Here is a 22,096-nt window from a genome sequence, read left to right on the forward strand (position 1 = left end):
ATCCGGAAACATTCCGAGTGACGCGGACGCACGCGGTCCGGCCCTCCGGCGGGAGGGCCGGACCGCTCCGCTTCGTGAGGGCCTTCAGCCGGGGGCCACGCGCCTTCTTCCCAAGGCCCTTCAGCCCCGCGCACGCAACAGCAGCAGCGCGACATCGTCGACCCGCTCGCGCACCGACACACTGTGCTGCACCAGCAGATCCGCCAGCTCGTCCAACGGACGGTCCCCGGCCCGCGCGAGCAGCTGCCCGAGGTCGGCGAGCGCGTCCTCGATGTCGACACCGGGGGACTCGATCAGCCCGTCCGTGTACAGGACCAGCACACAGCCGGGCGTGAGGTCCACCTCCGCCGTCGGGTACGTGGGCGAACCGTCGATCCCCAGCAGCGGGCCACCGGCGAGGTCGAGCACCCGGACCCGTCCGTCGGGCCGCCTCAGCAGTGGCGGCGGATGCCCGGCACGGGCCATCACCGCGCGCCCCCGTTCCGGATCGAGGCAGAGATACAGACAGCTCGCGAACAGATCCGAACCGAGGTCGATCAGCAGCCGGTTGGTGCTGCGCATGACCTCCTCGGGGGAGTACCCGACGGTCGTGTACGCCCGTACCGCCGTGCGGATCTGGCCCATCAGCCCGGCCGCCGTGACGTTGTGGCCCTGCACGTCCCCGATCACCGCCGCCGTCAGGCCCGGCTCCATCGGCACCAGGTCGTAGAAGTCGCCGCCGATCTCCATGCCCTGGGTCGCGGGCAGATAGCGCGCGGCCGCCTCGATGCCGGGCAGCTCAGGCAGCGAGTGGGGGAGCAGGGCGGCCTGGAGCCCGTGCGCCAGCTGATGCTTGGCGTCGTAGAGCTGGGCACGCTCCAGCGCCTGTGCGATGAGCCCGCCCAGACTGGTCAGGACCGCGCGTTCGTCCGCCGGGAAGGGATGCGGTTCGGCGTAGGCGAGCACACAGGTGCCGACCGGCCGGCCGGAGGCGATGAGCGGCAGGTACGCCCATGCCGCGAACCCGTCGGGAGCCGCGTACCGCGACGGATACAGCCGCTCCAGCTCCTGCCGTGAGTCGAAGAACGCGGGCACGCCGGTGCTCAGGACCTGCGCGCCCGGGGTCCGTTCGGCGAGCGGCAGCCCGTCGAACCGCTCCACGGCATGCGGGTCGGGATAGCCGCGATGGCCGAGGACGTGCAGCCGTCCGGACCGCGAGCCCAGGACGACGAGCCCTTGGCTGCCGACGGCCGGGGCGATCTCGTCCGAGACGAGCTGCACCACGTCCTGCACGCTCGCCGCCTCGGTCAGTGCGCCGGCCAGGCTCAGCACCTGGGAGATGGTCACCAGCCGGGACGGCGTGTCACCGGGCTGGGGCCCACGGCGGGCCATCTCGGCCACCGCCCGCGCCCTGCTGATCCGCACGCTCAGACCTGTCGTGCTCGGATACATCCGGAAGGACAGCCAGTCGCCGGGCGGGCGCAGCGCCACGAAGGAAGTGGTCTGCTGACTGAACAGCGCGGCCCGGTAGCGGTCCTCGTAAATGGGGTCGTTCAGCCAGGGCACCGCCGCCCACAGCTGGTTGCCGAGCAGCTTGCTGACGGGGAGGCCGATCAGTTCGGCCGCCGCCGGGTTGGCGAAACCGACCCGCCCGTTCAGATCGAGCGAGCACAGCCCGTACGGCAGCCGCGACACCATGCGCGCCGCCTCCACCGTGCCGAACAGGCCGGCCGAGCCGCTGAACGCCGGCCCGGCGAGCAGATCGGGTTCCGGCAGGGGCGGGCGGCTCGCCTCGAAGGCCCGCTCCAGCCGCACCGCCAGCCGTCGGCAGGCGGCGATCAGATGGTCCCGGTCCCGGACCGAGAGCTGCGGCGGGTGCGAACCCGGCCAGGTCACGAAGATCGCGCCGTACACGGTGGACTCGGTGGCCACGGGCAGCGCGGCCAGCGCGAACGGATACGGCAGCACGACCGCGATCCGCGGAAAGCGGGCCGCCATGTCCTCCTCGCCGCCGACCCAGACGAGCTCCCGCTCGCGCACCGCCTCGGCGACCGGGATCGGCGCGCTCAGCCCGACCCGCTCCCAGGGCGCCGCGAACGCCCTGGGCAGCCCGGCCATCACCGCCATCTCCAGGACCGGCTCGTCGGCCGCCAGCAGATACACGCCACCGGCGTGCGCGTGCACCTCGTCCATCATCGAGGCCAGCGCCAGCGACAGCAGTGGCCGGCCGACCCGCGTCCTCGCGGCCGCAGGCGCCTGGGCGGACGTCTGCCCGTCGGACACCCCGACCACCTCCTCCGCGGAGCCGCGCGACGAGTCCCAGGGCTCAAATCTGCCTCCAGAAGTCGCGTCGCGCACGGCGAGCGGCGCCACACAGGCCGGAGAGGGCCCGTCTATACCCCCTGGCCGGGTGCCCATGCCCCCACAGTCGATGCGCGAAGCGGCGTGCGGGCGCCACGCGTGCGCCCCCGCGCAACCTGATGGCCGGATCTTCGCGCCCGTTGAAGGTCGCAAACGCCAAGAATGGGGCACGCGCTCAACACCATGAAAGTGATGGAAACGGCGAATGCGATCTGGAGGGGGAGCAGTGATCCGTGTCCTGGTGGTGCACGACGCGTGTCTCGTGCGATCGGTACTGGCGGAGTGGTTACGCAGAGCACCTGACCTGGGGGTCCACGACACACCCTGGCGCAGCGCACCCGCGCGGGTGCGCTCGGTCCGCCCGGACGTGTGCGCGGTGGACCTGGAGTACTCGGACACGTACGGCCTCCCGCCGCTCGGCGAGCTGCGGGCCCGGGAGGTCGGCCGCACGCCGCCGCACCTTCTGGTATTGGCCAGTGCGAAGCGGCCGGGGCTGCTCCGGCGGGCGCTGGAGGCGGGGGCGCTCGGCTATGTCGACAAGGAGGGCTCACCGGACAATCTCGTACGCGCGATACGCCGCGTTGCTCAGGGGGAACGTTTCGTCGACGAGTCGCTGGGCTTCGGATTCCTCAAGGCCGCCGAGATGCCGCTGACCCGCCGCGAGCTCAGCGTGTTATCCCTTGCCGCGGAAGGCGCGTCCGTCGCCGAGATCGCGGGGAGTCTGCACCTGTCCCACGGGACCGTGCGCAACTACATGGCGGCCATCACCCGCAAGACCGGGGCCCGCAACCGCATCGACGCCATCCGGATCTCGCAGGGCGAGGGATGGGTCTGAACGCTCGTGCGGCACGGGGGTCCAGGCACCGACGAGTTCGCGGTAGCGCGCCGAGCACCGGACGAGCTCGTCGTGCGTTCCGTACGCCGTGTCGCGGCCGTCCATCATCAGGACCCGGTCGGCGCGCCGGGCCGAGGTGATGCGGTGGGCCACGACGACCAGGGTGCCGCCCGGGCGGGCCGCGAAGGCGCGTTCCGCGCGTTCCTCGGCCCGCGGATCCAGGTGACAGGTCGCCTCGTCGAGCAGCGCCAGCGGGGCGTGCGACAGATGGGCCCGGGTCAGCGCGATCAACTGCCGCTCGCCCGCGGACAGCGCCGCGGGATCCACCCGGCCCTCCGGCCCGCCCAGCGCTTCGAGCAGCGGCAGGAGCCCGACCGCCTCGGCGGCCGCGAGGAGCTCCGCCTCGGGGACGGGGTCCGCCCGCAGATGGGCGAGGTTCTCGGCGAGGGTGCCGGTGAACACGTACGCCTCCTGCGGGATGAGCACCCGCCGCGCGAGGGCGCCCGCCCCGCGCACGGGCTCCCCGGCCACCTGCACCGTGCCGCACCGAGGCTCCAGCAACCCGGCCACCAGCGCCGTCAGTGTCGACTTACCGATCCCGCTCGGCCCGACGACGGCCAGGTGGGACCCGGCGGGCAGCGTCAGGTCGAGATCCTCGATGACGGGGACGGCGGCGGGGCCGTAGGCGAAGGTGACGGAGGAGAGGGTCACGGCGGGTGGGGGAGCCACGGTCGTCGCCGGGGACTCGGCCGCGGCGAGGGCGGGTGGTCGAGCCGTGGTCGGAGCCGGGGACTCGGCCGCACCGCTCTCGTCGCTCGGGCCGAGCCCTGCCCCCCGTCCTCCCTCCGGCGCCAGTCGCCGCAGTACGACGGTCAGGCGTGAGCCGCTGGTGCCCAGGCCGTGGAGGAGGTTGTGCAGGGCGGGGAGGAGGGACTGGGTGACGTAGGAGAGGGCGCCCACCAGGGCGCCGGTGGTGACGCCGTGCTTGAGGAGCCAGGGGGCCGTGGCGAGCAGCAGCACGATCGGGAGCTGTCCGCCGAGTGCGAGGGCGGCCACGCGTACGACGCCGAAGCGGGCCAGGGAACGGGCGGCCCGCTCCTCGGCGTCCACCAGGCGCCCCACGTCGGCGGCCGTCCGTTCCTGGGCACCGCTCGCCGTGATGTCCCGCAGTCCCGGGCAGACGGCACCGAGCCGGTCGGCCAGGGCCTCGTCGGCCGCGAGGAACACCTCCTGCCGGCGGGCCAGCGGCCGCAGCGTCGCCGCGAACAGACCGATGCCCGCGGCCAGCGGCGGCAGGACGACCAGCAGCAGCAGCGGGGCGAGCGAGAACAGGCCCGCGAGCGCGCCGACGGCGGTGAACACGAACGACCGCGAGACCATCACCAGCCCTGCGAAGGTGTCCCGCGCGATCTCCACCTGCTGGGTGAGCCCGGACAGCGCCCCGCGGTCCGCCTCGCGCACCCCGCGTTCCACGACCCGCCGCACGAGCCGGTCCCTGAGCGGTTCGACCAGCGCCGCGACGGCCGCGTACACGCGAGCGGTGCCGTACGCGCCGACCACGACCCCGAGCCCGGCGACCCCGAGCCACGCGAGCCCGGTCGCCGTCCGCCCCGCCAGGAACCCGCCGTCCAGCGCACGGGCCGGGGCGTACCCGATGAGGAAGCTCTGCCCCGTCTCCAGCACCGACCAAAGGCCGAGCCGCACGACGACCCGCCGCCGGGCCCGCAGGAACCGCAGCCCTCGTGCGGGGAGCCGGCCGGTCACGGGGCCACCTTCCCGGTCGGCCCGGCGGGGCCGGTTGGCGGGGCGGGATCGGTTGGCGGGGCGGGATCGGTAGGTCCGGCGGGGCCGGTTGGCGGGGCGGGACCGGTTGGCGGGGCGGGATCGGTGGGTCCGGCAGCATCGGTCGGTCCGGCAGGACCGGCTTGCGCGGCAGGCCCGGCAGGACCCGTAGGCCCGGCAGGACCGCTTGGCGCGGCCGGAACGGTAGGCGCGGCAGGGTCGGTCTGCGCACCCGTGAGCGTCTCCCGGTACGCCGGGATCCGCCACAGTTCCTCGTGCCGCCCCACCGCCCGCACCCGTCCGCCGTCCAGCCACGCCACCGAGTCGGCCCGGGCCGCCGTGGCGGCCCGGTGGGCGATCAGGAGGCGGGTGGCGGACGAGCCGTCGCCGGCCAGGGCCTCGGTGATACGGGCCTCCGTCACCGTGTCCAGGCTGGACAGCGCGTCGTCGAGGATGAGCAGCCGACCACCGTGCGCGAACGCCCGGGCGAGACCGAGGCGTTGGGACTCGCCGCCCGAGCGCGGAGCGTCGGCCAGGGCGGTGGCGTATCCCTGCGGCAGCCGGCTCACGAAGTCGTCGGCGCGGGCGGTGCGGGCGGCCTGCCGGACAAGGGTGGGGGAGGGGGCGGTCAGGGCGAGGCCGATCGCCTCCCCGACGGTGTCGCCCAGCAGGACGGGGCGTTCGAAGGCGTAGGCGACGGCGCGGCGCAGATCGTCGTGGGTCAGCTCGCTCACGGGCACCCCGTCGAGCAGGACCTCGCCCTCGTCCGGGTCGGCGAGCCGTCCCGCGAGGGCCGCGAGCACCGACTTGCCCGTGCCGGAGCGGCCCACCACGGCGAGGGTGGTCCCGCCGGGCACGACGAGGTCGACGCCCTCAAGGACAGTGCGTCCGCCGCGCCGAGCGGTCACCCCGCGCAGCTCCAGCCGGCCGGGGCCGGGAGGCAGCCGGCGCGTGCCGTGGGCGGGAGCGGGCTCGGCGACGACCTCACCGAGGCGTCCGGCCGCCGCCCGGGCCCGGGCCACGCCCGCGAGTTGGGCGACCAGCATCCCGACGCCGGTCGCCAGGACCGCGTAACGGGAGGCGGCGAGCATCTCGCCGACGGACAGCCGGTGGCGGGCGAGCAGCACACCGGCGACGGCGATCACGCCGAGTTGCAGCAGCGGTGCCACGGTCACGGCCCGGGCGGCGGCCCGGCCCTGTACCTGCCACATGCGGTGCCCGGCGCGGGAGAGTTCGGGCAGCGGCCGCAGGATCCGTGCCGCCTCCCGGTCCGCCGTGCCCGCCGCGGCGACGGTGCGGTGACCGTCGACGGCCTCGGCGAGCGCCCCCGCGATCCGGCCCTGTTCCCGCTGGTAGTCGCTGACGCATCGGGAGGTGTCACGGGCGAACGCCCGCAGCAGCAGGGCCAGTACCGGGGCCCCGGCGAGGAACGCGGCGGCGAGCCAGGGGTCGATCAGCGCGAGGGCGACGATGCCCCCGACCGGTCCGGCGAGCGCGGCGGCCAGTACGGCACGGGCGGCCGGCGCGGTGCCGGCCTGCGCGGCGTTGCCGACGAGCCGCGCCACGAGGTCGCCCGCCCCGAAGCGGCCGGTGGCCCGTGGGCCCATGGCCAGGACGTGCCCGGTCAGCCGCTGCCGCAGCCAGGCCGTGGTGCGGGCGTCGACGGTGCCGACGAGAACGCTCTGGCACGCGTCGAGCAGGGCGAGCGACAGCACGAGCGCCGCGCAGCACAACACCCAGGCCGTCGCCGGGGCGCCCGTCAGCAGAAGGTCGAGGGTGCGGCCGAGCGCGGCGGGCAGCAGCAGCCCCGCACCGGTCGCGGCGGTGCTCACCAGGCAAAGCGTCACGGCACGGGGGCGGGTGTGCCGGGTGGCCGAGCGGGCCAGTGTCCGGGAAGGGTCGTCGGCGGGGGTCGTCATGCTGCTCCGGCCTCGCTCCGCGGTCGTGAAAAAGGGCCCGGACGGCCCCTCCGCGCAGGAGGGGAACCGCCCGGAGCCGTCACTGCACGAGGTGTCAGAGACAGAGGCTGATGCTCGCCTGGCTGGCGCAGAGCAGCAGGCTGAGCGTGCTGCCGCCGCCGGTGTGCTGCTCGGTCTCCATCGTCTGCAGGTCGAGAAGTGCCATGTCGTTTTCTCCTTCTCATGGGGACGGGGTTGTGTCACGACTCCGTCAGTTCGCGGAGCCGCGTTCTGTGTGCCGCGCGGGCGGCGGGAGGAAGGGCAGGTGGGCCGGGGCCGCACCCGCCTCGTCGGTGCCGAGGGCCGCTCGGAGAGCCAGCAGACAGCCGGCCGTTCCGGTGCCCAGGTCCATGGAGAGCCGCATCATCTGGTGCCCGGGGAAGGCCAGTTGGCCCTGGTAGGACATCGCGTACCAGCCGAGCCCGGCGATCTGGGCGGCGAGCCGGTCCGCGTCCGCGCCCGGCGTGGTCGTACGGCTGAGGTGCAGGATCATCCCGGCACGTCCCTGGAACAGGCCGGGCTGGGCGTAGAAGCGGGAGGTGGCGGCGGTGAGGATGCCGGCGCGGGCTCGCTCGAAGGCGCCCGTGTCGTCGTCGGCGTGGGCGAGATGGTCGTCGAGGACCATTCCCACGCCCACACTGCCCTCGCCCAGGTAGGGCATGCTCCGCCAGCCCTCGTCGACCTCCAGCGAGCCGCCCTTCTGCTCGACGCAGGCGGCGAGATCCCGGCGCAGTGCCTCGCCGGCCGCTTCCAGCAGCCGGCGGTCGCCGGTCCGCTCGTAGCGCCGCAGCAGGAACAGCGCCGGCCCGCTCGCACCCCGCAGCAGCCCGGCACGCGGGCGTTGGCCGTCCGGGACCGGTTCGGCGAGGCGCCGTAAGAGGATGTCCGCGGCCTCCGCGGCCCTCTCGCGCAGCTCCGGCTCGCCGGTGGTGTGCGCCAGGTCGTCGAGGACCAGGCCCAGCCCGGCCAGCCCGCCGCGCAGGTCGGAGGAGAGCCGCTGCCACCGCTCGCGCAGGATCGTGTCCATCAGGTCCAGGGCCCGCTGCCGGTGACCGAGCAGGCCGAGGACGTGGGCCACGCCCGCGAGACCGTCGTACAGGCCCAGCGGGGTGCCCGCCGCAGGCGGGTCCGTGCGGTCCAGCAGCCAGCGCTCGCCCTCGTCGTAGCGTTCGGCGCCGCTCGCGGCCAGGGCGTACAGCACGCCGGCCGCGCCATGGGCCAGGCCCAGCCCGCCGCCGTCGGAGAACTGCCCGATGTCGCCGGGGAAGAGCCGGTCCTCGCGCTCGGGGGTCGCGGAGGCCAGCAGCGCCTTGACCATCGAGTCGCGGCTGTAGGGCCAGTCGCCGGGCTCCACGAACGACGCGTGTGCCGAGCGGGAGGTGGACCGTACACGCGATTCCGAACCGGGTACGTCCCGGGTGATCTCGGCGACCGCCTCGTCGAGGAACTGCCGCGGTACGTCCGGGAACCGGTCCGCGATCACCTGCGCCAGATGTGCCGCCTTGCCGCGGTCCACGACGAACAGGGTGGTGACGGGCAGGAACATCGCCAGCCGCAGACAGGCCAGCGCGTAGCGGTCGACGTCCGCGCCCCTGCGGTCCGCCGGGGCCATGAAGCCGGGATGGGCGACGACCTGCCGGCCGTTCTCACCGACCGGCGCCGCCGCCTCGAAGTCGAGCAGGGACACCGACTCCTCGTCGGGGGCGACCATGATGTTGAAGACGTGCAGGTCGTTGAAGACGATCCCGCGCGCGTGCACCGCCTGAACGGCACGTTCGACCGCCCCGTGGATGCGCAGCGCCCAGGCCGTGTAGTCGGCGATCGCGCTCGGGTCCGCGTCCGGGCCGATCAGCGGGTGGCGTTCCGCGAAGAACGAGTTCAGGGTGCGCCCCGGCACGAAGTCCATGACCAGGAAGCGGTGTTCGCCGAGCAGGAACCAGTCTCGTACCTCGGGCACCACCCCGGTGCCCGCCAGCTGCTCCAGCGCGTACTTCTCCCGCTCCAGCCGGGCCACGGCGTCCGCCCCGTCCGCGGCGAGCCCCGCGTGCGGCCGGCCCTCCTTCAGCACCACCTTGCGTCCGTCACGCGTGTCGGTGCCCGCGTACACCCCGCCGCCGTTGGAGAAGTGCAGGGCCTTCTCGATGCGGTACGGCAGCTCGCCGACCGTGGTGGTGTTGCGGGCCGCCAGATGCGGGGCGAGGAACGACGGCAGCGTCACCCAGTCGGGCACCTGGAACGACGGCGCGCGCCGGTCCGGCACCAGCCGATCCTCGCCGTCCCGCACCGCCGGCACCAGCGAACCGCCCTCGTCGACGACGAACAGCCGCGCGAAGGCGCCGTACCGCACGTACAGCGGACCCTCGCCCCAGCGCAGGTCGGTCAGGATGTACGGCCCCTCGAAACCCTCAAGCAGCCGGCCCAGCTCGCGCAGCACCGTGTGGAGCTGCTCGTCGTCGGCCGGGTAGACGGTGACGAACTTGCCGCTGGAGTCCCGCCCCGCGTACTTGGCGTTGCGCAGATGCAGCAGGTGCCGGCTCGGCACGAACTTGAAGGCGATGCCCCGCGGCACGCAGTAGTCCCGGACGATCCCGGCGATCCGCTCGGCGTTCGCGAGGGTCGCCGAGACATGGATCTTCCAGCCCTGGGCGCGGTCCGGCAGCGGAGTCCCGTCCGGGCCGAGCGGCGCCAGGGTCAGCCAGTCGCCGATCCGCGCGGACTTCCAGCCCTCGGGCGCCTGACGCCGTGCCGCCTCGTACAGCGGCGCGGCCTCCTGGCCGTCCGCGGACAGCCGGTCCGGCGTCTCGTAGAAGTGCCTGTCCGCCAGCGCGTACACCTCGTAGCGCTTGTCCATACGTCCCCCTCCGCAGGCCCGGCACAGAGCTTTCCAGCGGGCCGGCGGCCACGGACAGTCACGGCTGTCACGAGATCACCGTGCGGAACGCATGCGTAAAGTCATGTTCGGCTCCTTTCGAGCGCCGCACGCACCTTGGCGGCACGGAACGGCCACAGGGGCTGCGCAGGTGGCTCATAAGCGCTGTAATGGCGGACGTGGTCACTGAGGGCACCGCGGGACGCAGGACGAGAAGTCTGCGCGCCGAGGAGGCCCTGAAGGCGCTTTCCGCCGAGCCGGACTCGCCCGAGCGGCTCCGGCGGGTGCTGGAACAGGCGCTCGTCTTCGCCGGAGCCACCCTGGCCGCGGTGTACACACCGAGTGAGGACGGCGAGCTGCTCTGCCTCGTCGAGTGCGCCGGTGTACCCCGCACCGTCTACGGCCTGAGGGACGGCTACACCCCGACCGGACGCTCGCCGCTCGCCGAGGCCCGGCGCACCGGCCGTGCCGTCCGGCTCGGCCCGGAGCAGCTCGCCGACCGCGCGGAATCCCGGCGGGCGCCGTCACGGGACTTCTCCCTGGCCGTCCTGCCCGCCGAGGACGACGGCGGCTGTCTGCTCGCCGTGACCGAGCGGCCCGGCGGCTTCGACGCCGAGGACCGTGTGTGCCTGGAGCTGGTGGCCGAGGCCATCGCCTACCCCGCCCCGGCCGCGGCCGCCGAAGGGGGCGAGCTGCCGGTCAACGCGTTCAGCCTCGCCATGGACACCGGCCGGGTCGAGGTCGGCGACGGCCTGCTCGGACTGTTCGGCATCGGACCGCAGCAGTTCGACGGCAGGGTCGAGACCCTGCTGGGCCTGACCGTCCCCGAGGACCTGCCGTCACTGATGTCGGTCGTCGAGGCCGACCACATGTCCATCGGCGACCGCGAGCTGGAGTTCCGGGTCCTGCAGCCCGCCGGCCCGCCCAGATGGCTCAGGCTCCGCGGCCGTCTCCTCCCGGGCGGCGAGGGCCGGCCCGCCCGTCTCGTCGGCACCGTCGCCGACGCCTCCACCCTGCGCGCCGAGGTCACCGACGTGACCCGCGTCCAGCGCCTCGCCGCCGCCCTCGCCACCGCCGGCACCGTCCGCGACGTCAGCCACGCCGTCGTCACCGCCCTGCGCAAGCCGCTGCGCGCCGACCGCATCGCGCTCGCCGAGCTGGAGCACGACCGTCTCGTCGTGACCGTCCTCGACCCGCCCGAACCCGAGTCCTGGCCGGAGTTGTGGCGACTGGAGTGGCGTACCGAATGGCCGGACGCGCCCGTGCGCGCCATGCCCACCCTCGCCGCCGCACTGCGCGAGGGCCGCGCCCGGATCTGGCCGGCCGGCACCCCGCTGGAACCCGCCCTCGCCGACGTCGGCCCCGGCGGGCTGGCGGTCCTGCCGCTGCCCGCCGGGGGCCGGATGGCCGGCGCCTGCCTCATCGGCTGGGACACCCCGCACGAGTTCGGCCCCGACGAACGCGCCCTGCTCACCGCCTCCGCCGGCCTCGCAGGGCAGGCCCTGATGCGCGCCCACGCCTTCGACGCCGAGCACGAACTCGTCGGCATGCTCCAGCGCCAGCTGCTGCCGCGCCGCCTGCCCAGGTTGCCCGGCGCGGAGGCCGTCGCCCGCTATCTGCCCACCACGGCCGGTCTGGAGGTCGGTGGCGACTGGTACGACGTGATCCCGCTCCCCGACAACCACGTCGCCCTCGTCATCGGCGACGTCCAGGGCCACAGCGCGGCCGCCGCCACCCTCATGGGCCAGATGCGCACCGCGTTGCGCGCCTACGCCGCCGAAGGCCACCCCCCGGACGTGGTCGTCCACCACGCCAACCGCCTCCTGATGGACATGGAGACCGACCTCTTCGCCACCTGCTGCTACGTCGACATCGACCTGGAGGAGGGCACCGCCTGGTGCGTGCGCGCCGGACACCTCCCGCCGGTCCTGCGCCGGCCGGACGGCGGGACGGAGATCGCCGAGGCGGAGGGCGGCCCGCCGCTCGGCGTGATGCGGCAGGCCGACTTCCCGATGAGCCCGCTGGGGCTGACGCCCGGCACCATCGTCGCCCTGACCACCGACGGCCTCGTCGAGTCCGCCGAGGACGACATCGACACCGGCATGGCCCGGCTCGCCCGTGAACTCGCCCGCTCGGACCCCGCGCACCTCGGCCTCGTCGCCGACGCCCTGCTCGTCGGCGCCCGCCGCAACGACGACATCGCGCTGCTCCTGCTGCGCTACGACGGCATGGCCGTACGGCCCCTGCGCGAGAGCTGGACCGTCTGGCGCGTCCCGGAGGCCGTCGGCCACGCCCGCCGCTTCACCCGCCGCACCCTGCGGGCCTGGGGAGTGCCGCAGCGGGACGCGGACACCGTGCTGCTCGTCGTGTCAGAACTCGTCACCAACGCCCTCGTGCACACGGACGGCCGAGTCCGCCTCGACCTGACGTTCGTCAGCCACCGCGTGCGCGTCGCGGTCGCCGACGCCTCGCCCCGCACTCCCGTCAAGCCGACCAGCCTCAGCTGGGAGGCCACAGGCGGGCGCGGAATCCTGCTGGTCGAGGCCATGTCGGCGGCGTGGGGGACGGTGCCCGTCAGTGGCGGAAAACAGGTGTGGAGCGAGATCGCGACAAGCGACTGAAGCCCGAATTCCGGTGAATGCGGGACGGCTCCGGGGTATCGCACAGGCGAACCCACCCCGTCAAAATGGCCGAATCGCGGCTAAGGTGAAGCAGATGAAGGCTCTTGTGCTGTCCGGTGGTGCCGGTACGCGCCTGAGGCCGATCACGCACACTTCGGCCAAACAGCTCGTGCCCGTGGCAAACAAACCCGTACTCTTCTACGGCCTCGAATCCATCGCCGCGGCCGGCATCACCGAGGTCGGTGTGATCGTCGGTGACACCGCCGCGGAGATCCAGGACGCCGTGGGCGACGGTTCCAAATTCGGCCTGGAGATCACCTACATCCCCCAGGAACGCCCGCTTGGGCTCGCGCATGCCGTGATCATCGCCCGGGACTTCCTGGGCGACGACGACTTCGTGATGTACCTGGGCGACAACTTCATCGTCAGCGGCATCGCCGACCTCGTGGAGGAGTTCCGCGGCAACCGTCCCGACGCCCAGATCCTGCTGACGCACGTGCAGGACCCGCGCTCCTTCGGTGTCGCCGAACTCGACGACGACGGCCAGGTCCTCGGCCTGGAGGAGAAGCCCGAACACCCCAAGAGCGACCTCGCGCTCGTCGGCGTCTATCTGTTCACCCCGGTCATCCATGACGCGGTCCGTGCCATCACCCCGTCCTGGCGCGGCGAACTGGAGATCACCCACGCCATCCAGCACCTGATCGACGCCCGCGCCGATGTGCGCTGCACCGTCATCCAGGGCTACTGGAAGGACACCGGCAACGTCGCCGACATGCTGGAGGTGAACCGGACCGTCCTGGAGAGCCTCAGCCGCCGCATCGACGGCGAGGTCGACGAGGCGTCGGAGGCGGTCGGCCGCGTCGTCGTCGAGGAGGGCGCACGTGTCATCAACTCGCGCATCGTCGGCCCCGCCGTCGTCGGCGCCGGCACCCTCGTCGAGGACTCCTTCGTCGGCCCCTTCACGTCCGTCGCGGAGAACTGCCGCGTCATCGACAGCGAACTGGAGTTCTCCATCGTGCTGCGGGACTCCACTCTCCACGGGGTGGGCCGCATCGAGTCCTCGCTCATCGGCCGGCACGTCGAGGTCACGCCAGCGCCCAGCGTCCCCAGCGCCCACCACCTCGTCCTCGGCGACCACAGCAAGGTGCAGATCCACACATGAACCTTCTCGTCACCGGCGCCGCCGGCTTCATCGGCTCGACCTACGTCCGCACCCTGCTCGCCCGCGACGCACCGGACACGCCCGAGGCGCCCCGGATCACCGTGCTGGACAAGCTCACCTACGCCGGCACCCTCGACAACCTGGAACTCGACCACCCCCGGCTGGAGTTCGTGCAAGGGGACATCCGGGACGCCGAGCTCGTCGACAAGCTGATGGCCGAGGCCGACCAGGCGGTGCACTTCGCCGCCGAGTCCCACGTCGACCGTTCGATCGCGGGCGCCGGCGACTTCGTCCTCACCAACGTCGTCGGCACCCAGACCCTGCTGGACGCGGCCCTGCGCTACCGCGTCGAACCCTTCGTCCACGTGTCGACCGACGAGGTCTACGGCTCCGTGGAGACCGGCTCGTCCACCGAGACCGACATCCTGCGGCCCAGCTCGCCGTACTCCGCCTCCAAGGCCTCCTCCGACCTGTTCGCCCTGGCCTGTCACCGCACCCACGGCCTGGACGTGCGCGTCACCCGCTGCTCCAACAACTACGGCCCGCACCAGTTCCCCGAGAAGGTCATCCCGCTCTTCATCACCAACCTCCTCGACGGAGAGCAGGTTCCCCTCTACGGCGAGGGCCTCAACGTCCGTGACTGGCTGCACGTCGACGACCACTGCCAGGGCGTCGAACTCGTCCGCACCCGGGGCCGCCCCGGCGAGATCTACAACATCGGCGGCGGCACCGAACTGAGCAACAAGGACCTCACCGGCCTGCTCCTGAAGTCGTGCGGCGCCGACTGGGACCGGGTGCGCAAGGTCGAGGACCGCAAGGGACACGACCTGCGCTACTCCGTCGACTGGAGCAAGGCCCGCACCGAACTCGGCTACCGGCCCCGCCACGACTTCGCCTCCGGCCTCGCCGCCACCGTCGCCTGGTACCGCGACCACCGGGCCTGGTGGGAACCCCTCAAACGGCGCGTCGGTGAGGAGCACGGATGAGGTGGCTGGTCACCGGCGCGGGCGGCATGCTCGGCCACGACCTGGTCGGTGAACTCCGCGCCCGCGGCGAGGAGGTGACCGGCCTCGACCACGCCGACCTCGACATCACCGCCCCCGCATCCATCGAGCGCGCCTTCGCCGCCCACCACCCCGACCTGCTCGTCAACTGCGCCGCCTACACGGCCGTCGACGATGCCGAACAGGACGAGGCAGGCGCCCTGCGCGTCAACGGCGACGGCCCACGCCTCCTCGCCGGAGCCTGCGCAGCGCACGGCGTCCGAATGATCCACGTCTCCACCGACTACGTCTTCGCCGGGGACGCCAACGCCCCCTACGCGGAGGACGCGCCCCCGTCCCCCCGCACCGCCTACGGCCGCACCAAGCTGGCCGGCGAGCAGGGCGTCGCGGACGAACTCCCGGGCGCGAGCGCGGTGGTGCGCACGGCCTGGCTGTACGGCGTCCACGGCCGCAGCTTCGTCCGTACGATGATCGAGCTCGAGGCCCGCCTGGACACCGTCAACGTCGTCAACGACCAGCGCGGTCAGCCCACTTGGAGCGCCGACGTCGCCGCGTTCCTCGCCGACCTCGGCCCGCGCGTCGGCCGCGACACGAACGGCGTCCTGCACGCCACCAACTCCGGCGAGGCCACCTGGTACGACCTGGCCCGTGAGGTGTTCCGGCTCCTGGACGCCGACCCCGACCGGGTACACCCCGTCACCAGCGCGGCCTTCCCCCGGCCCGCTCCCCGCCCCGCGTACAGCGTCCTCGCGCACGGCCGCCGGCAGCGGCTCGGCCTCGCACCGGCACGCGACTGGCGCACCGCCCTGCACGAAGCACTGCCCCGGATCCGCAAGGAGACCCTTCGTGAAACGCCATGAGTTCCTGAAGGAACTGCACAAGGTCAGCGGCAACCGCAACTACCTGGAGATCGGCGTCAACGACGGCCGCAGTCTCCGACTCTCGCGCGTCCCCACCATCGCCGTCGACCCGGCCTTCAAGGTCGTCACGGAGATCCGGTGCGACGTCCATCTGGTCAAGGCCACCAGCGACGACTTCTTCGCCCGCGCCAAACCCCTCATCCACCTCAAGGGCGGCCGTCATCCGCTGCGGAACCTGCGCCGGGGCCGTAGCCCGTTCGCGTACTGGCGGCGCACCGTCCTCGACCTGTCGTTCATCGACGGGATGCACCTGTTCGAGTACGCGCTGCGGGACTTCATGAACATCGAGCGGCACTCGGACTGGACGAGCGTGATCGTCTTCGACGACATGCTGCCGCGCAACGTCGACGAGGCGGCCCGCGACCGGCACACTGGCGCGTGGACCGGCGACGTCTACAAGCTCGCCGAGATCCTCGGGCGTCATCGCCCCGACCTGGTGACGGTGCTCGTCGACACACAGCCCACCGGGCAGCTCGTCGTGTTCGGCGCCGACCGCCGCAACACGGTGCTGCGCGACCGGTACGACGAGATCATCGCCGAGTACGACGTGCCCGATCCGCAGAAGGTGCCCGAGACGATCCTGGACCGGGGCGCGGCGGTGGCACCCGAGGCGTTGCTCGGGGCGAGTTTCTGGCGGCCGTTGGCGCGGGCCCGCCGGCTCGGCATCGGGCGATCGCGAGGGTGGGAGCCGCTGCGTACCGCCGTGGAGAGGGTTGCCTCCGGCGGTTGAGCCGGTTGAGCCGGTTGAGCCGGTTGTGGTGCCTCCGTCAGGAGGAGCCGTTTCTCAGGTGGTTGTACTGCGCGGTGCAGGCTTCGTAACTCGGGAGGAGGCCTGCCTCGCGTGCCTGGGCCAGTGACGGGGCCTCGGCATCCTTCGGGGACAGGATCGGTGGGATGTGTTCGGGCCAGGCGATGGCCAGTTCCGGGTCCAGCGGATGTACGCCGTGCTCGCGCTCGGGGGCGTAGCCGGTCGAGCACAGGTAGACCACCGTCGCCTCGTCGGTGAGGGCCATGAAGGCGTGGCCCAGTCCCTCCGCGAGGAACAGGGCGTGGTGGCTGTCGTCGTCGAGGCGCATGGCCTCCCAGCGGCCGAAGGTGGGTGAGCCGACTCGGATGTCGACCACCACGTCCAGCACGGCGCCGCGCAGACACGTCACGTACTTGGCCTGACCCGGCGGCACGTCGGAGTAGTGCACACCGCGCAGGACACCCCATCGGGACACCGAGCAGTTGGCCTGCGCCAGGGACAGGTCGTAGCCGGTGGCCTCGCGGAACTCCGCGCCCCGGTACCACTCGTGGAAACTGCCCCGTTCGTCCGGGAAGACCTTGGGCTCCAGCGCCCACGCACCCTCGATGCCGAGCGAGCGCATCGCGTCACCGCCTCCCGGTCCGGGCCCGCAGCCGGGTCGCCGTGCGGCCCATCGCCGTACCGAGCCTGCGTCGGACCCTGCGGGCAAGTCGTCGTAGCCCGTTGGGTCCGGGAACGCGGACGACACGAACCCCGCCCACGCCGCCGCGCAGCACGAACGGCAGGGCGAGGAAGCGCGGTCCCGGTGTGCCCAGTGCCACCCGCCAGGCCGCGCCCCGTAGTTCGCCGAGGGGCAGCACGGCCTCCAGCAGCGCGCCGGAGATCTGGGCGGACAGCGTCGCGGGCACCTCCAGGGTGCCGTGGGAGGACGTGAGGCGCAGGGTGGCCCCGGCACCGTCGCCGGGGACGTGGAGGGGGAGCGGGATCCGCAGCCGGTCGCCCGAGGCCGTGACCTCGTCCGGGGAGAGTGCGCCCAGGCCCAGTCGGCCGGTCGCCCGGTCGACGTCCAGGGCGAGATGCGCGTGCGGCGAGGTCCAGTACGGCAGGACCACATGACCGCCGGCCAGCGCGGCGGAAGGAGTGGGTCGGGCCCCTCGGGGCGCCGGGCCCAGCCGGCACTCCTTCGTCCAGCCGCCCAGCCGGACGCGGACCAGTGTGTCCCACACACCGGCGCGGGTCAGGGCGGCGGGATCGACGGCCGCGGTCGCGTGCAGCACCAGGCGGACCCGGCCGTCGTCCCCGGCCGGCACCTCCTCCCGCGTGAACTCCACCGATTGGAAGTACTGCGCGGCACTGGCCCGCTCCCGCACCAGCAGATCCGCGGTGGCCTGCCCGAACCGGGCGGCGGTGTCGGCGCTCACCCAGGCGATCGCGGCGGCCAGGTCCTCGGGCGGGCCGTCCAAGGGCGTGCGGGATGTCGCGGTGACGAAGGTCATCGGCTCGGCGGCGGACGTGAACTCGGCGCTGAAACCGACGCGCAGCGTGCCGTCCTCCCAGGCCACGCGCTCGGGCACGGCCGTGAGGGCGATCCCGGCCTCCCACTCGGCGAACGCCTCGACGTCGTCGTACCGGTCGGCGGTCATCAGCGCGGCGACGACCTGCTGCGTCGGCTGGAGGCCGGCCGCCACGCCCGGCCCGAAGCGCTCCACGACGACCTGGTGCATCTCCTCGAACAGCTCCCGGCGATAGTCCGCGGGCAGGGCGAGCAGGCGCCGCGCGCGCATCCGCTCGACCATCTCCACCCGCAGCCAGCGCCGGAAGAGCCGGTCCCGCAGCGGCCCCGGCTCGGTGTACTGCTCGACGACGTCGAGGGCCTCGCGGAGGTTCTTGAAGTAGCCGCCCGGGTCGAAGCGCTGGAACCCGGCGTTCGAGGCGTCGTCGCGCCGGACGTGGTAGTAGCAGACGTAGTCGCCGAGCACCGAGACGTTGGCGGCGCGCAGATACGCCTCGGTGACGAAGACGTGGTCCTCCAGGCGCCGCGGGCCCTCGGGGAAGCGCAGTCCGATGTCGTCGAGGAAGGCGCGGCGGAACATCTTGTGCGGGGTGAGGCTGTCGATCAGCGGCGCGTTCTCGACGGTGGCCCGGGGGTGGTTGCGGCGGAACAGCTCCACGGGGACGCCGCGGCCCTTGCCGGCCATCTTGCCGACCACTACGTCGGCGCCGTTGGCCGTGCCGTAGTCGTACATCCGCTCCAGGGCCTCGTCGCCGAGGTGGTCGTCGTTGTCGACGAACATCACGTACTCGCCCCGGGCGGTGTCGATGCCGACGTTGCGGGGCTTGCCCGACCAGCCGGAGTTCTCCTGGTGGAGGACGGTGACCCTGGGCTCCGCGGCGGCGAGGGCGTCGAGCCGGGCGGGCGTGTCGTCGGTGGAGCCGTCGTCGACGAAGATCACTTCGTACTCGTCCGGCGGCAGCGACTGGCGGAGCAGGGAGTCGATGCAGTCCTCGACATAGACCCCGGGGTTGTACACGGGTACGACCACGCTGACCTTGATCGGCATCGGTCTCCGAGCCCCCTAGGGGTCGCTGGGCGTTTGCGTCAGATTTCGGCGCTCGTGGCCAAATGCTAACTCTGTCACGGCTTTTGTCCACCGCTCAACGACGCGACATGGCGCGGTCAAGCAGCGGCCCAAGCGGGCCTGCGGGCGCGGGAAAGCAGGTTTCCCGGGGCTCTCGTACGCCCGGGGAAGGGCGCGGTTCGGAGATCTCGTGCGCGCGGCGAAACGGGTGAAGGGAGGGATCGTGCGTGCGGGGCGAAACGGGTGACGCGGAGAATCCGGACGCGGGGGCTGCCGGCGCCCCGCGCCCGTGGACCGCAGGCTCCGTGATCTCCGTCGCCGGTAGCCTGGCGCCGTGCGTCTGCTGCTGATGTCCGACACCCATCTACCCAAGCGCGCCAAGGCCCTGCCCGAGCCGCTGCTCGCCGAACTGCCGGGCGCCGACGTGGTGTTCCACGCCGGGGACTGGGTGGACACGGCCACGCTCGATCTGCTGGAGAGCCGCAGCGCCCGGCTCGTCGGGGTCTACGGCAACAACGACGGCCCCGACCTGCGCGCGAGGCTCCCCGAGGTGGCGTACGTCGAGCTGGGCGGCCTGCGGTTCGGTGTCGTCCACGAGACGGGTTCCGCCCAGGGCCGTGAGGCGCGGTGCGCGGCCCGTTTCCCCGACCTCGACATTCTGGTCTTCGGCCACAGCCACATTCCCTGGGACGCGACCGCCGCCACGGGTCTGCGTCTGCTGAATCCGGGCTCCCCGACGGACCGTCGCCGACAGCCCCACTGCACCTACATGACCGCGACCGTGGCCGAAAACGGCCTCACGGACGTGGAGCTGCACCGGCTTCCGCCGCGCTGACGGCCGGCGTCAACGGGGGAGGGGCCCACACAGGATCCGGGCCGCTCCTTGTGCAGGGAAGCGGCCCGGGCGCTGCAAGTGCGCTGTCATGGACCCCCTTCCCGCTCAGAGGCTGTGTCCGGGGGCACGGGATGCCTCCGTTGTGCCGCGACTACCCTTTCGGGCCCGCCCTACACATCTTGATTCGGCCTATTCACGGGCCGATCGTCGCCGGGTCCGCCCGGTCCATCCGGTGCGCCCGGTCCGTCGGGTCCGCCCGGCTCCCCGGGTGCGGTGCCGTCCGTGGCGCGCGGGTGGATGGCCCCCGCGGTCGCCGTCAGCGGGGCACCGCTGCCGCCCCAGCGCAGCGCGACGATCTCGGCGGCGACGGACACGGCGACCTCCTCGGGCGTACGGGCCCCGAGGTCGAGCCCGACCGGTGAGCGCAGCCGCGCCAACTCCCGCTCGCCGAGCCCGGCTTCGGCCAGCCGCTTCATCCGGTCGTCGTGGGTACGGCGGCTGCCCATCGCCCCGATGTACGCCGCCGGGCGCCGCAGTGCCTCCTGGAGCAGGGGCACGTCGAACTTCGGGTCGTGGGTGAGCACGCAGATCACCGTGCGGTCGTCGGTGTCGGTGGCGCCGAGGTAGCGGTGCGGCCAGTCCACGACCACCTCCACGCCCTGCGGGAAGCGCTGTGGAGTGGCGAAGACGGCCCGCGCGTCGCACACCGTGACCCGGTAGCCCAGGAAGTCGCCGATCCGGGCGACGGCGGCGGCGTAGTCGATCGCGCCGAAGACCAGCATGCGGGGCGGCGGAGCGAACGAGTGCAGGAAGACGGTGACCGCGTCCTCGCGCCGCTCGCCGTGCGGGCCGTAGTGCCTCAGGCCCGTGGCACCGAGGGCCAGCTCGCCGCGCGCGTCGGCGCTCACCGCCAGGTCCAGGCCGGGTGCGCCCAGCGTGCCCGCCATTCGGTCGGGCCACACGGCGAGCGTCGCACCGCGCGGCGCCGGTCCGTCCGTCACGGTCGCCAGGGTCACCGGACGGCCCGCCGCGACCGAGGCCGTGACCTCGCCGAACGACGGGTCGCTCTCCGGTGTCACGGGGCGCACCAGCACGGTGATCTCGCCGCCGCAGGTCAGCCCGACCGCGAAGGCGTCCTCGTCGCTGTACCCGAACGTCTCCAGCTGAGCCTCGCCGCTCGCCACCACCTCGCGCGCGAGCTCGAACACGGCACCTTCCACGCACCCGCCCGACACGCTGCCGACGACCTCGTCGCCCGGACCGACCGCCATCGCGGCACCGGGGTCGCGCGGCGCGCTGCGGCTCGTGGCGACCACGGTGGCGAGCCCGAACGGCAACCGGGCCGCGTACCAGCCACCGATCGCCGGGAGAATCTCACGCATGGTCCCGGGTACTCCTCGTGAGCTCGACGGACGGTCTCTGCGTCATGGCCTCGATGACGAGTGATCAGCTGAGCTTGATGTCACGTCCGGGCGGGGCGCGCTGCTCCCAGCAGTATCGACCTTGCGGCGGCGAAGTTCATGTGCGTCGGCAGGGGTCCGCGGACCGTCGTCCCGGCGGGGCGATCGGACGTTCAGGTTCACGTGTGGTCCCAGGGGTACTCGCGCGCCCATGGACATCGCATGGACGGACATCGCCGCGGAAGGCGCGCTGGGCATCGGTCTGGTCGTCGCCGGTCTGGTCGTCGTGGGTCTGCTTCTCGGCGCATTCGTGCTGGGAATCCGGGTCAGGCGCCGGGAATCGGCTCCGCCGCGGCCCGAAGAGCAGCCCCGGCTGCCCGAGGACGGGCCGGTCCGGGAGGTCCGGGAGCGCAGGGAGCCCGACGTGGTGCCCAGGAGCGACCACCGGCTGACCCCGCACGAGCTGCCCGGCCACGGCAACATGCCCTCACGGCCCAGCTCGTTGAAGGGGCGGCGTCGCTGGAACGAGGGCAGGAGCGGATCGTTCGGCGGCGGAGGCTCGGGCTGACCCCGACCGCCGCCCGCGGAACGGACCGTCCGACCGGGGCCCGCACCGCCTCGCGGGGCCGGGTCCCGTCGTACCGAGGGAAGTGAACGTCATGGCGGATCCAGCCCGTAACACCCTGCCGCTGCCCGACTACGACCACCTGCCGATCGGCGGCCTGGAGAGCCGCGTACGGTCGCTGTCCTCCGGAGAGGTGGAGGAGCTGCTGGCCTACGAGCGCTCGCACGGCGACCGGCTCCCGGTGACCTCGCTGCTGGCCGCACGCCTGGGACAGCTCGAGGCCGGAGCCGAACCGACGTCCGGCCATCCGGGCGCGCTGCGACCCGAGAGCGGCGCGCACCGGTCGGGTTCCCCGGCGTCGCCCACGTCCGCGGCCCAGCCCTTCAGCCCAACACCGCACGGCACCCCCGACCAGCGCGGCAGGCCGAAGGGCGACCGCGCCTGACGGACCTGGGGCTCGTGGCGGGGAAGGCATGCG

Annotated in this window: 16 protein-coding genes and 1 pseudogene; 9 read left to right on the plus strand and 8 right to left on the minus strand. The window is 73.1% G+C overall.

The window, feature by feature from the left end:
* Positions 1–120: 120 nt before the first annotated feature.
* Positions 121–2,271 (minus strand): SpoIIE family protein phosphatase, encoded by a 2,151-nt coding sequence (locus PGH47_RS39335; RefSeq protein WP_271668262.1) that lies wholly within the window; start codon positions 2,269–2,271, stop codon positions 121–123.
* Positions 2,272–2,545: 274 nt separating this feature from the next.
* On the opposite strand from PGH47_RS39335, the pseudogene PGH47_RS39340 reads away from it, so the two are divergent.
* A pseudogene (locus tag PGH47_RS39340) lies at positions 2,546–3,091 on the plus strand (LuxR C-terminal-related transcriptional regulator); the annotation flags it as partial.
* Here the strand turns inward: PGH47_RS39340 and PGH47_RS43305 are convergent.
* From PGH47_RS43305 to lanKC, 4 genes are all read right to left on the minus strand, one after another.
* On the minus strand, positions 3,014–4,939 hold the full coding sequence (locus PGH47_RS43305; protein ID WP_271667441.1) for an ATP-binding cassette domain-containing protein: 1,926 nt from the start codon (positions 4,937–4,939) through the stop codon (positions 3,014–3,016). The pseudogene PGH47_RS39340 and the gene PGH47_RS43305 sit on opposite strands and share 78 nt — an antisense overlap.
* Complete coding sequence (locus PGH47_RS39350) at positions 4,936–6,876, minus strand: ABC transporter ATP-binding protein (RefSeq protein ID WP_271667442.1); 1,941 nt, start codon at positions 6,874–6,876, stop codon at positions 4,936–4,938. Before PGH47_RS39350 ends, PGH47_RS43305 begins: the two co-directional genes overlap by 4 nt.
* Before the next feature lie 94 nt (positions 6,877–6,970).
* Positions 6,971–7,081 (minus strand): SapB/AmfS family lanthipeptide, encoded by a 111-nt coding sequence (locus tag PGH47_RS39355; protein ID WP_030956464.1) that lies wholly within the window; start codon positions 7,079–7,081, stop codon positions 6,971–6,973.
* Positions 7,082–7,126: 45 nt separating this feature from the next.
* On the minus strand, positions 7,127–9,766 hold the full coding sequence (gene lanKC / locus PGH47_RS39360; RefSeq protein WP_271667443.1) for a class III lanthionine synthetase LanKC: 2,640 nt from the start codon (positions 9,764–9,766) through the stop codon (positions 7,127–7,129).
* A 188-nt stretch (positions 9,767–9,954) separates the two neighbouring features.
* Between lanKC and PGH47_RS39365 the strand changes: the two genes are divergently transcribed.
* The 5 genes from PGH47_RS39365 to PGH47_RS39385 all read left to right on the plus strand — a co-directional run bounded on the left by PGH47_RS39365 (position 9,955) and on the right by PGH47_RS39385 (position 16,221).
* On the plus strand, positions 9,955–12,405 hold the full coding sequence (locus PGH47_RS39365; protein WP_271667444.1) for a SpoIIE family protein phosphatase: 2,451 nt from the start codon (positions 9,955–9,957) through the stop codon (positions 12,403–12,405).
* Positions 12,406–12,499: 94 nt separating this feature from the next.
* Complete coding sequence (locus PGH47_RS39370; RefSeq protein ID WP_271667445.1) at positions 12,500–13,567, plus strand: glucose-1-phosphate thymidylyltransferase; 1,068 nt, start codon at positions 12,500–12,502, stop codon at positions 13,565–13,567.
* Complete coding sequence (gene rfbB / locus PGH47_RS39375) at positions 13,564–14,553, plus strand: dTDP-glucose 4,6-dehydratase (RefSeq protein ID WP_271667446.1); 990 nt, start codon at positions 13,564–13,566, stop codon at positions 14,551–14,553. The genes PGH47_RS39370 and rfbB overlap by 4 nt, the downstream gene beginning before the upstream one ends.
* Positions 14,550–15,431 (plus strand): dTDP-4-dehydrorhamnose reductase, encoded by an 882-nt coding sequence (gene rfbD / locus PGH47_RS39380; RefSeq protein WP_271667447.1) that lies wholly within the window; start codon positions 14,550–14,552, stop codon positions 15,429–15,431. The genes rfbB and rfbD overlap by 4 nt, the downstream gene beginning before the upstream one ends.
* A complete protein-coding gene (locus PGH47_RS39385; RefSeq protein ID WP_269642841.1) occupies positions 15,418–16,221 on the plus strand; it encodes a class I SAM-dependent methyltransferase in 804 nt (267 codons plus the stop codon). The genes rfbD and PGH47_RS39385 overlap by 14 nt, the downstream gene beginning before the upstream one ends.
* Positions 16,222–16,258: 37 nt before the next feature.
* Here PGH47_RS39385 and rfbC read toward each other — a convergent pair whose 3' ends face one another.
* Together rfbC and PGH47_RS39395 are read right to left on the minus strand one after the other, a co-directional pair.
* Positions 16,259–16,861: a dTDP-4-dehydrorhamnose 3,5-epimerase gene (gene rfbC / locus PGH47_RS39390; RefSeq protein WP_271667448.1), complete on the minus strand. Its 603-nt coding sequence runs from the start codon at positions 16,859–16,861 to the stop codon at positions 16,259–16,261.
* A 4-nt stretch (positions 16,862–16,865) separates the two neighbouring features.
* The gene (locus PGH47_RS39395) at positions 16,866–18,800 is read right to left on the minus strand and encodes a glycosyltransferase family 2 protein (RefSeq protein ID WP_271667449.1); all 1,935 of its coding nucleotides are present in this window, start codon (positions 18,798–18,800) and stop codon (positions 16,866–16,868) included.
* 352 nt (positions 18,801–19,152) lie between these two features.
* On the opposite strand from PGH47_RS39395, the gene PGH47_RS39400 reads away from it, so the two are divergent.
* Positions 19,153–19,653 carry a metallophosphoesterase family protein gene (locus tag PGH47_RS39400; protein ID WP_271667450.1) on the plus strand — a complete coding sequence of 167 codons (501 nt, stop codon included), beginning with the start codon at positions 19,153–19,155 and terminating at the stop codon, positions 19,651–19,653.
* Between the two features lie 170 nt (positions 19,654–19,823).
* Here the strand turns inward: PGH47_RS39400 and PGH47_RS39405 are convergent, their stop codons facing one another.
* Positions 19,824–21,035: an XdhC family protein gene (locus PGH47_RS39405; RefSeq protein WP_271667451.1), complete on the minus strand. Its 1,212-nt coding sequence runs from the start codon at positions 21,033–21,035 to the stop codon at positions 19,824–19,826.
* Positions 21,036–21,264: 229 nt separating this feature from the next.
* Between PGH47_RS39405 and PGH47_RS39410 the strand changes: the two genes are divergently transcribed.
* Positions 21,265–21,621: a DUF6479 family protein gene (locus tag PGH47_RS39410; RefSeq protein WP_271667452.1), complete on the plus strand. Its 357-nt coding sequence runs from the start codon at positions 21,265–21,267 to the stop codon at positions 21,619–21,621.
* A 91-nt stretch (positions 21,622–21,712) separates the two neighbouring features.
* On the plus strand, positions 21,713–22,063 hold the full coding sequence (locus tag PGH47_RS39415; RefSeq protein ID WP_271667453.1) for a hypothetical protein: 351 nt from the start codon (positions 21,713–21,715) through the stop codon (positions 22,061–22,063).
* Positions 22,064–22,096: the final 33 nt, after the last annotated feature.

This window comes from Streptomyces sp. HUAS 31, from assembly GCF_028198125.1.
GTDB lineage: Bacteria > Actinomycetota > Actinomycetes > Streptomycetales > Streptomycetaceae > Streptomyces > Streptomyces chartreusis.

Excerpts from the sequence above, each read along its gene's own strand:
- rfbB (WP_271667446.1), top strand. The coding sequence starts at position 13,564 with ATGAACCTTCTCGTCACCGGCGCCGCCGGCTTCATCGGCTCGACCTAC.
- lanKC (WP_271667443.1), bottom strand. The coding sequence starts at position 9,766 with ATGGACAAGCGCTACGAGGTGTACGCGCTGGCGGACAGGCACTTCTAC.
- PGH47_RS39405 (WP_271667451.1), bottom strand. The coding sequence starts at position 21,035 with ATGCGTGAGATTCTCCCGGCGATCGGTGGCTGGTACGCGGCCCGGTTG.
- PGH47_RS39395 (WP_271667449.1), bottom strand. The coding sequence starts at position 18,800 with ATGCCGATCAAGGTCAGCGTGGTCGTACCCGTGTACAACCCCGGGGTC.
- PGH47_RS39370 (WP_271667445.1), top strand. The coding sequence starts at position 12,500 with ATGAAGGCTCTTGTGCTGTCCGGTGGTGCCGGTACGCGCCTGAGGCCG.
- rfbC (WP_271667448.1), bottom strand. The coding sequence starts at position 16,861 with ATGCGCTCGCTCGGCATCGAGGGTGCGTGGGCGCTGGAGCCCAAGGTC.
- PGH47_RS39415 (WP_271667453.1), top strand. The coding sequence starts at position 21,713 with ATGGCGGATCCAGCCCGTAACACCCTGCCGCTGCCCGACTACGACCAC.
- rfbD (WP_271667447.1), top strand. The coding sequence starts at position 14,550 with ATGAGGTGGCTGGTCACCGGCGCGGGCGGCATGCTCGGCCACGACCTG.
- PGH47_RS39355 (WP_030956464.1), bottom strand. The coding sequence starts at position 7,081 with ATGGCACTTCTCGACCTGCAGACGATGGAGACCGAGCAGCACACCGGC.
- PGH47_RS39410 (WP_271667452.1), top strand. The coding sequence starts at position 21,265 with ATGGACATCGCATGGACGGACATCGCCGCGGAAGGCGCGCTGGGCATC.
- PGH47_RS39350 (WP_271667442.1), bottom strand. The coding sequence starts at position 6,876 with ATGACGACCCCCGCCGACGACCCTTCCCGGACACTGGCCCGCTCGGCC.
- PGH47_RS39365 (WP_271667444.1), top strand. The coding sequence starts at position 9,955 with ATGGCGGACGTGGTCACTGAGGGCACCGCGGGACGCAGGACGAGAAGT.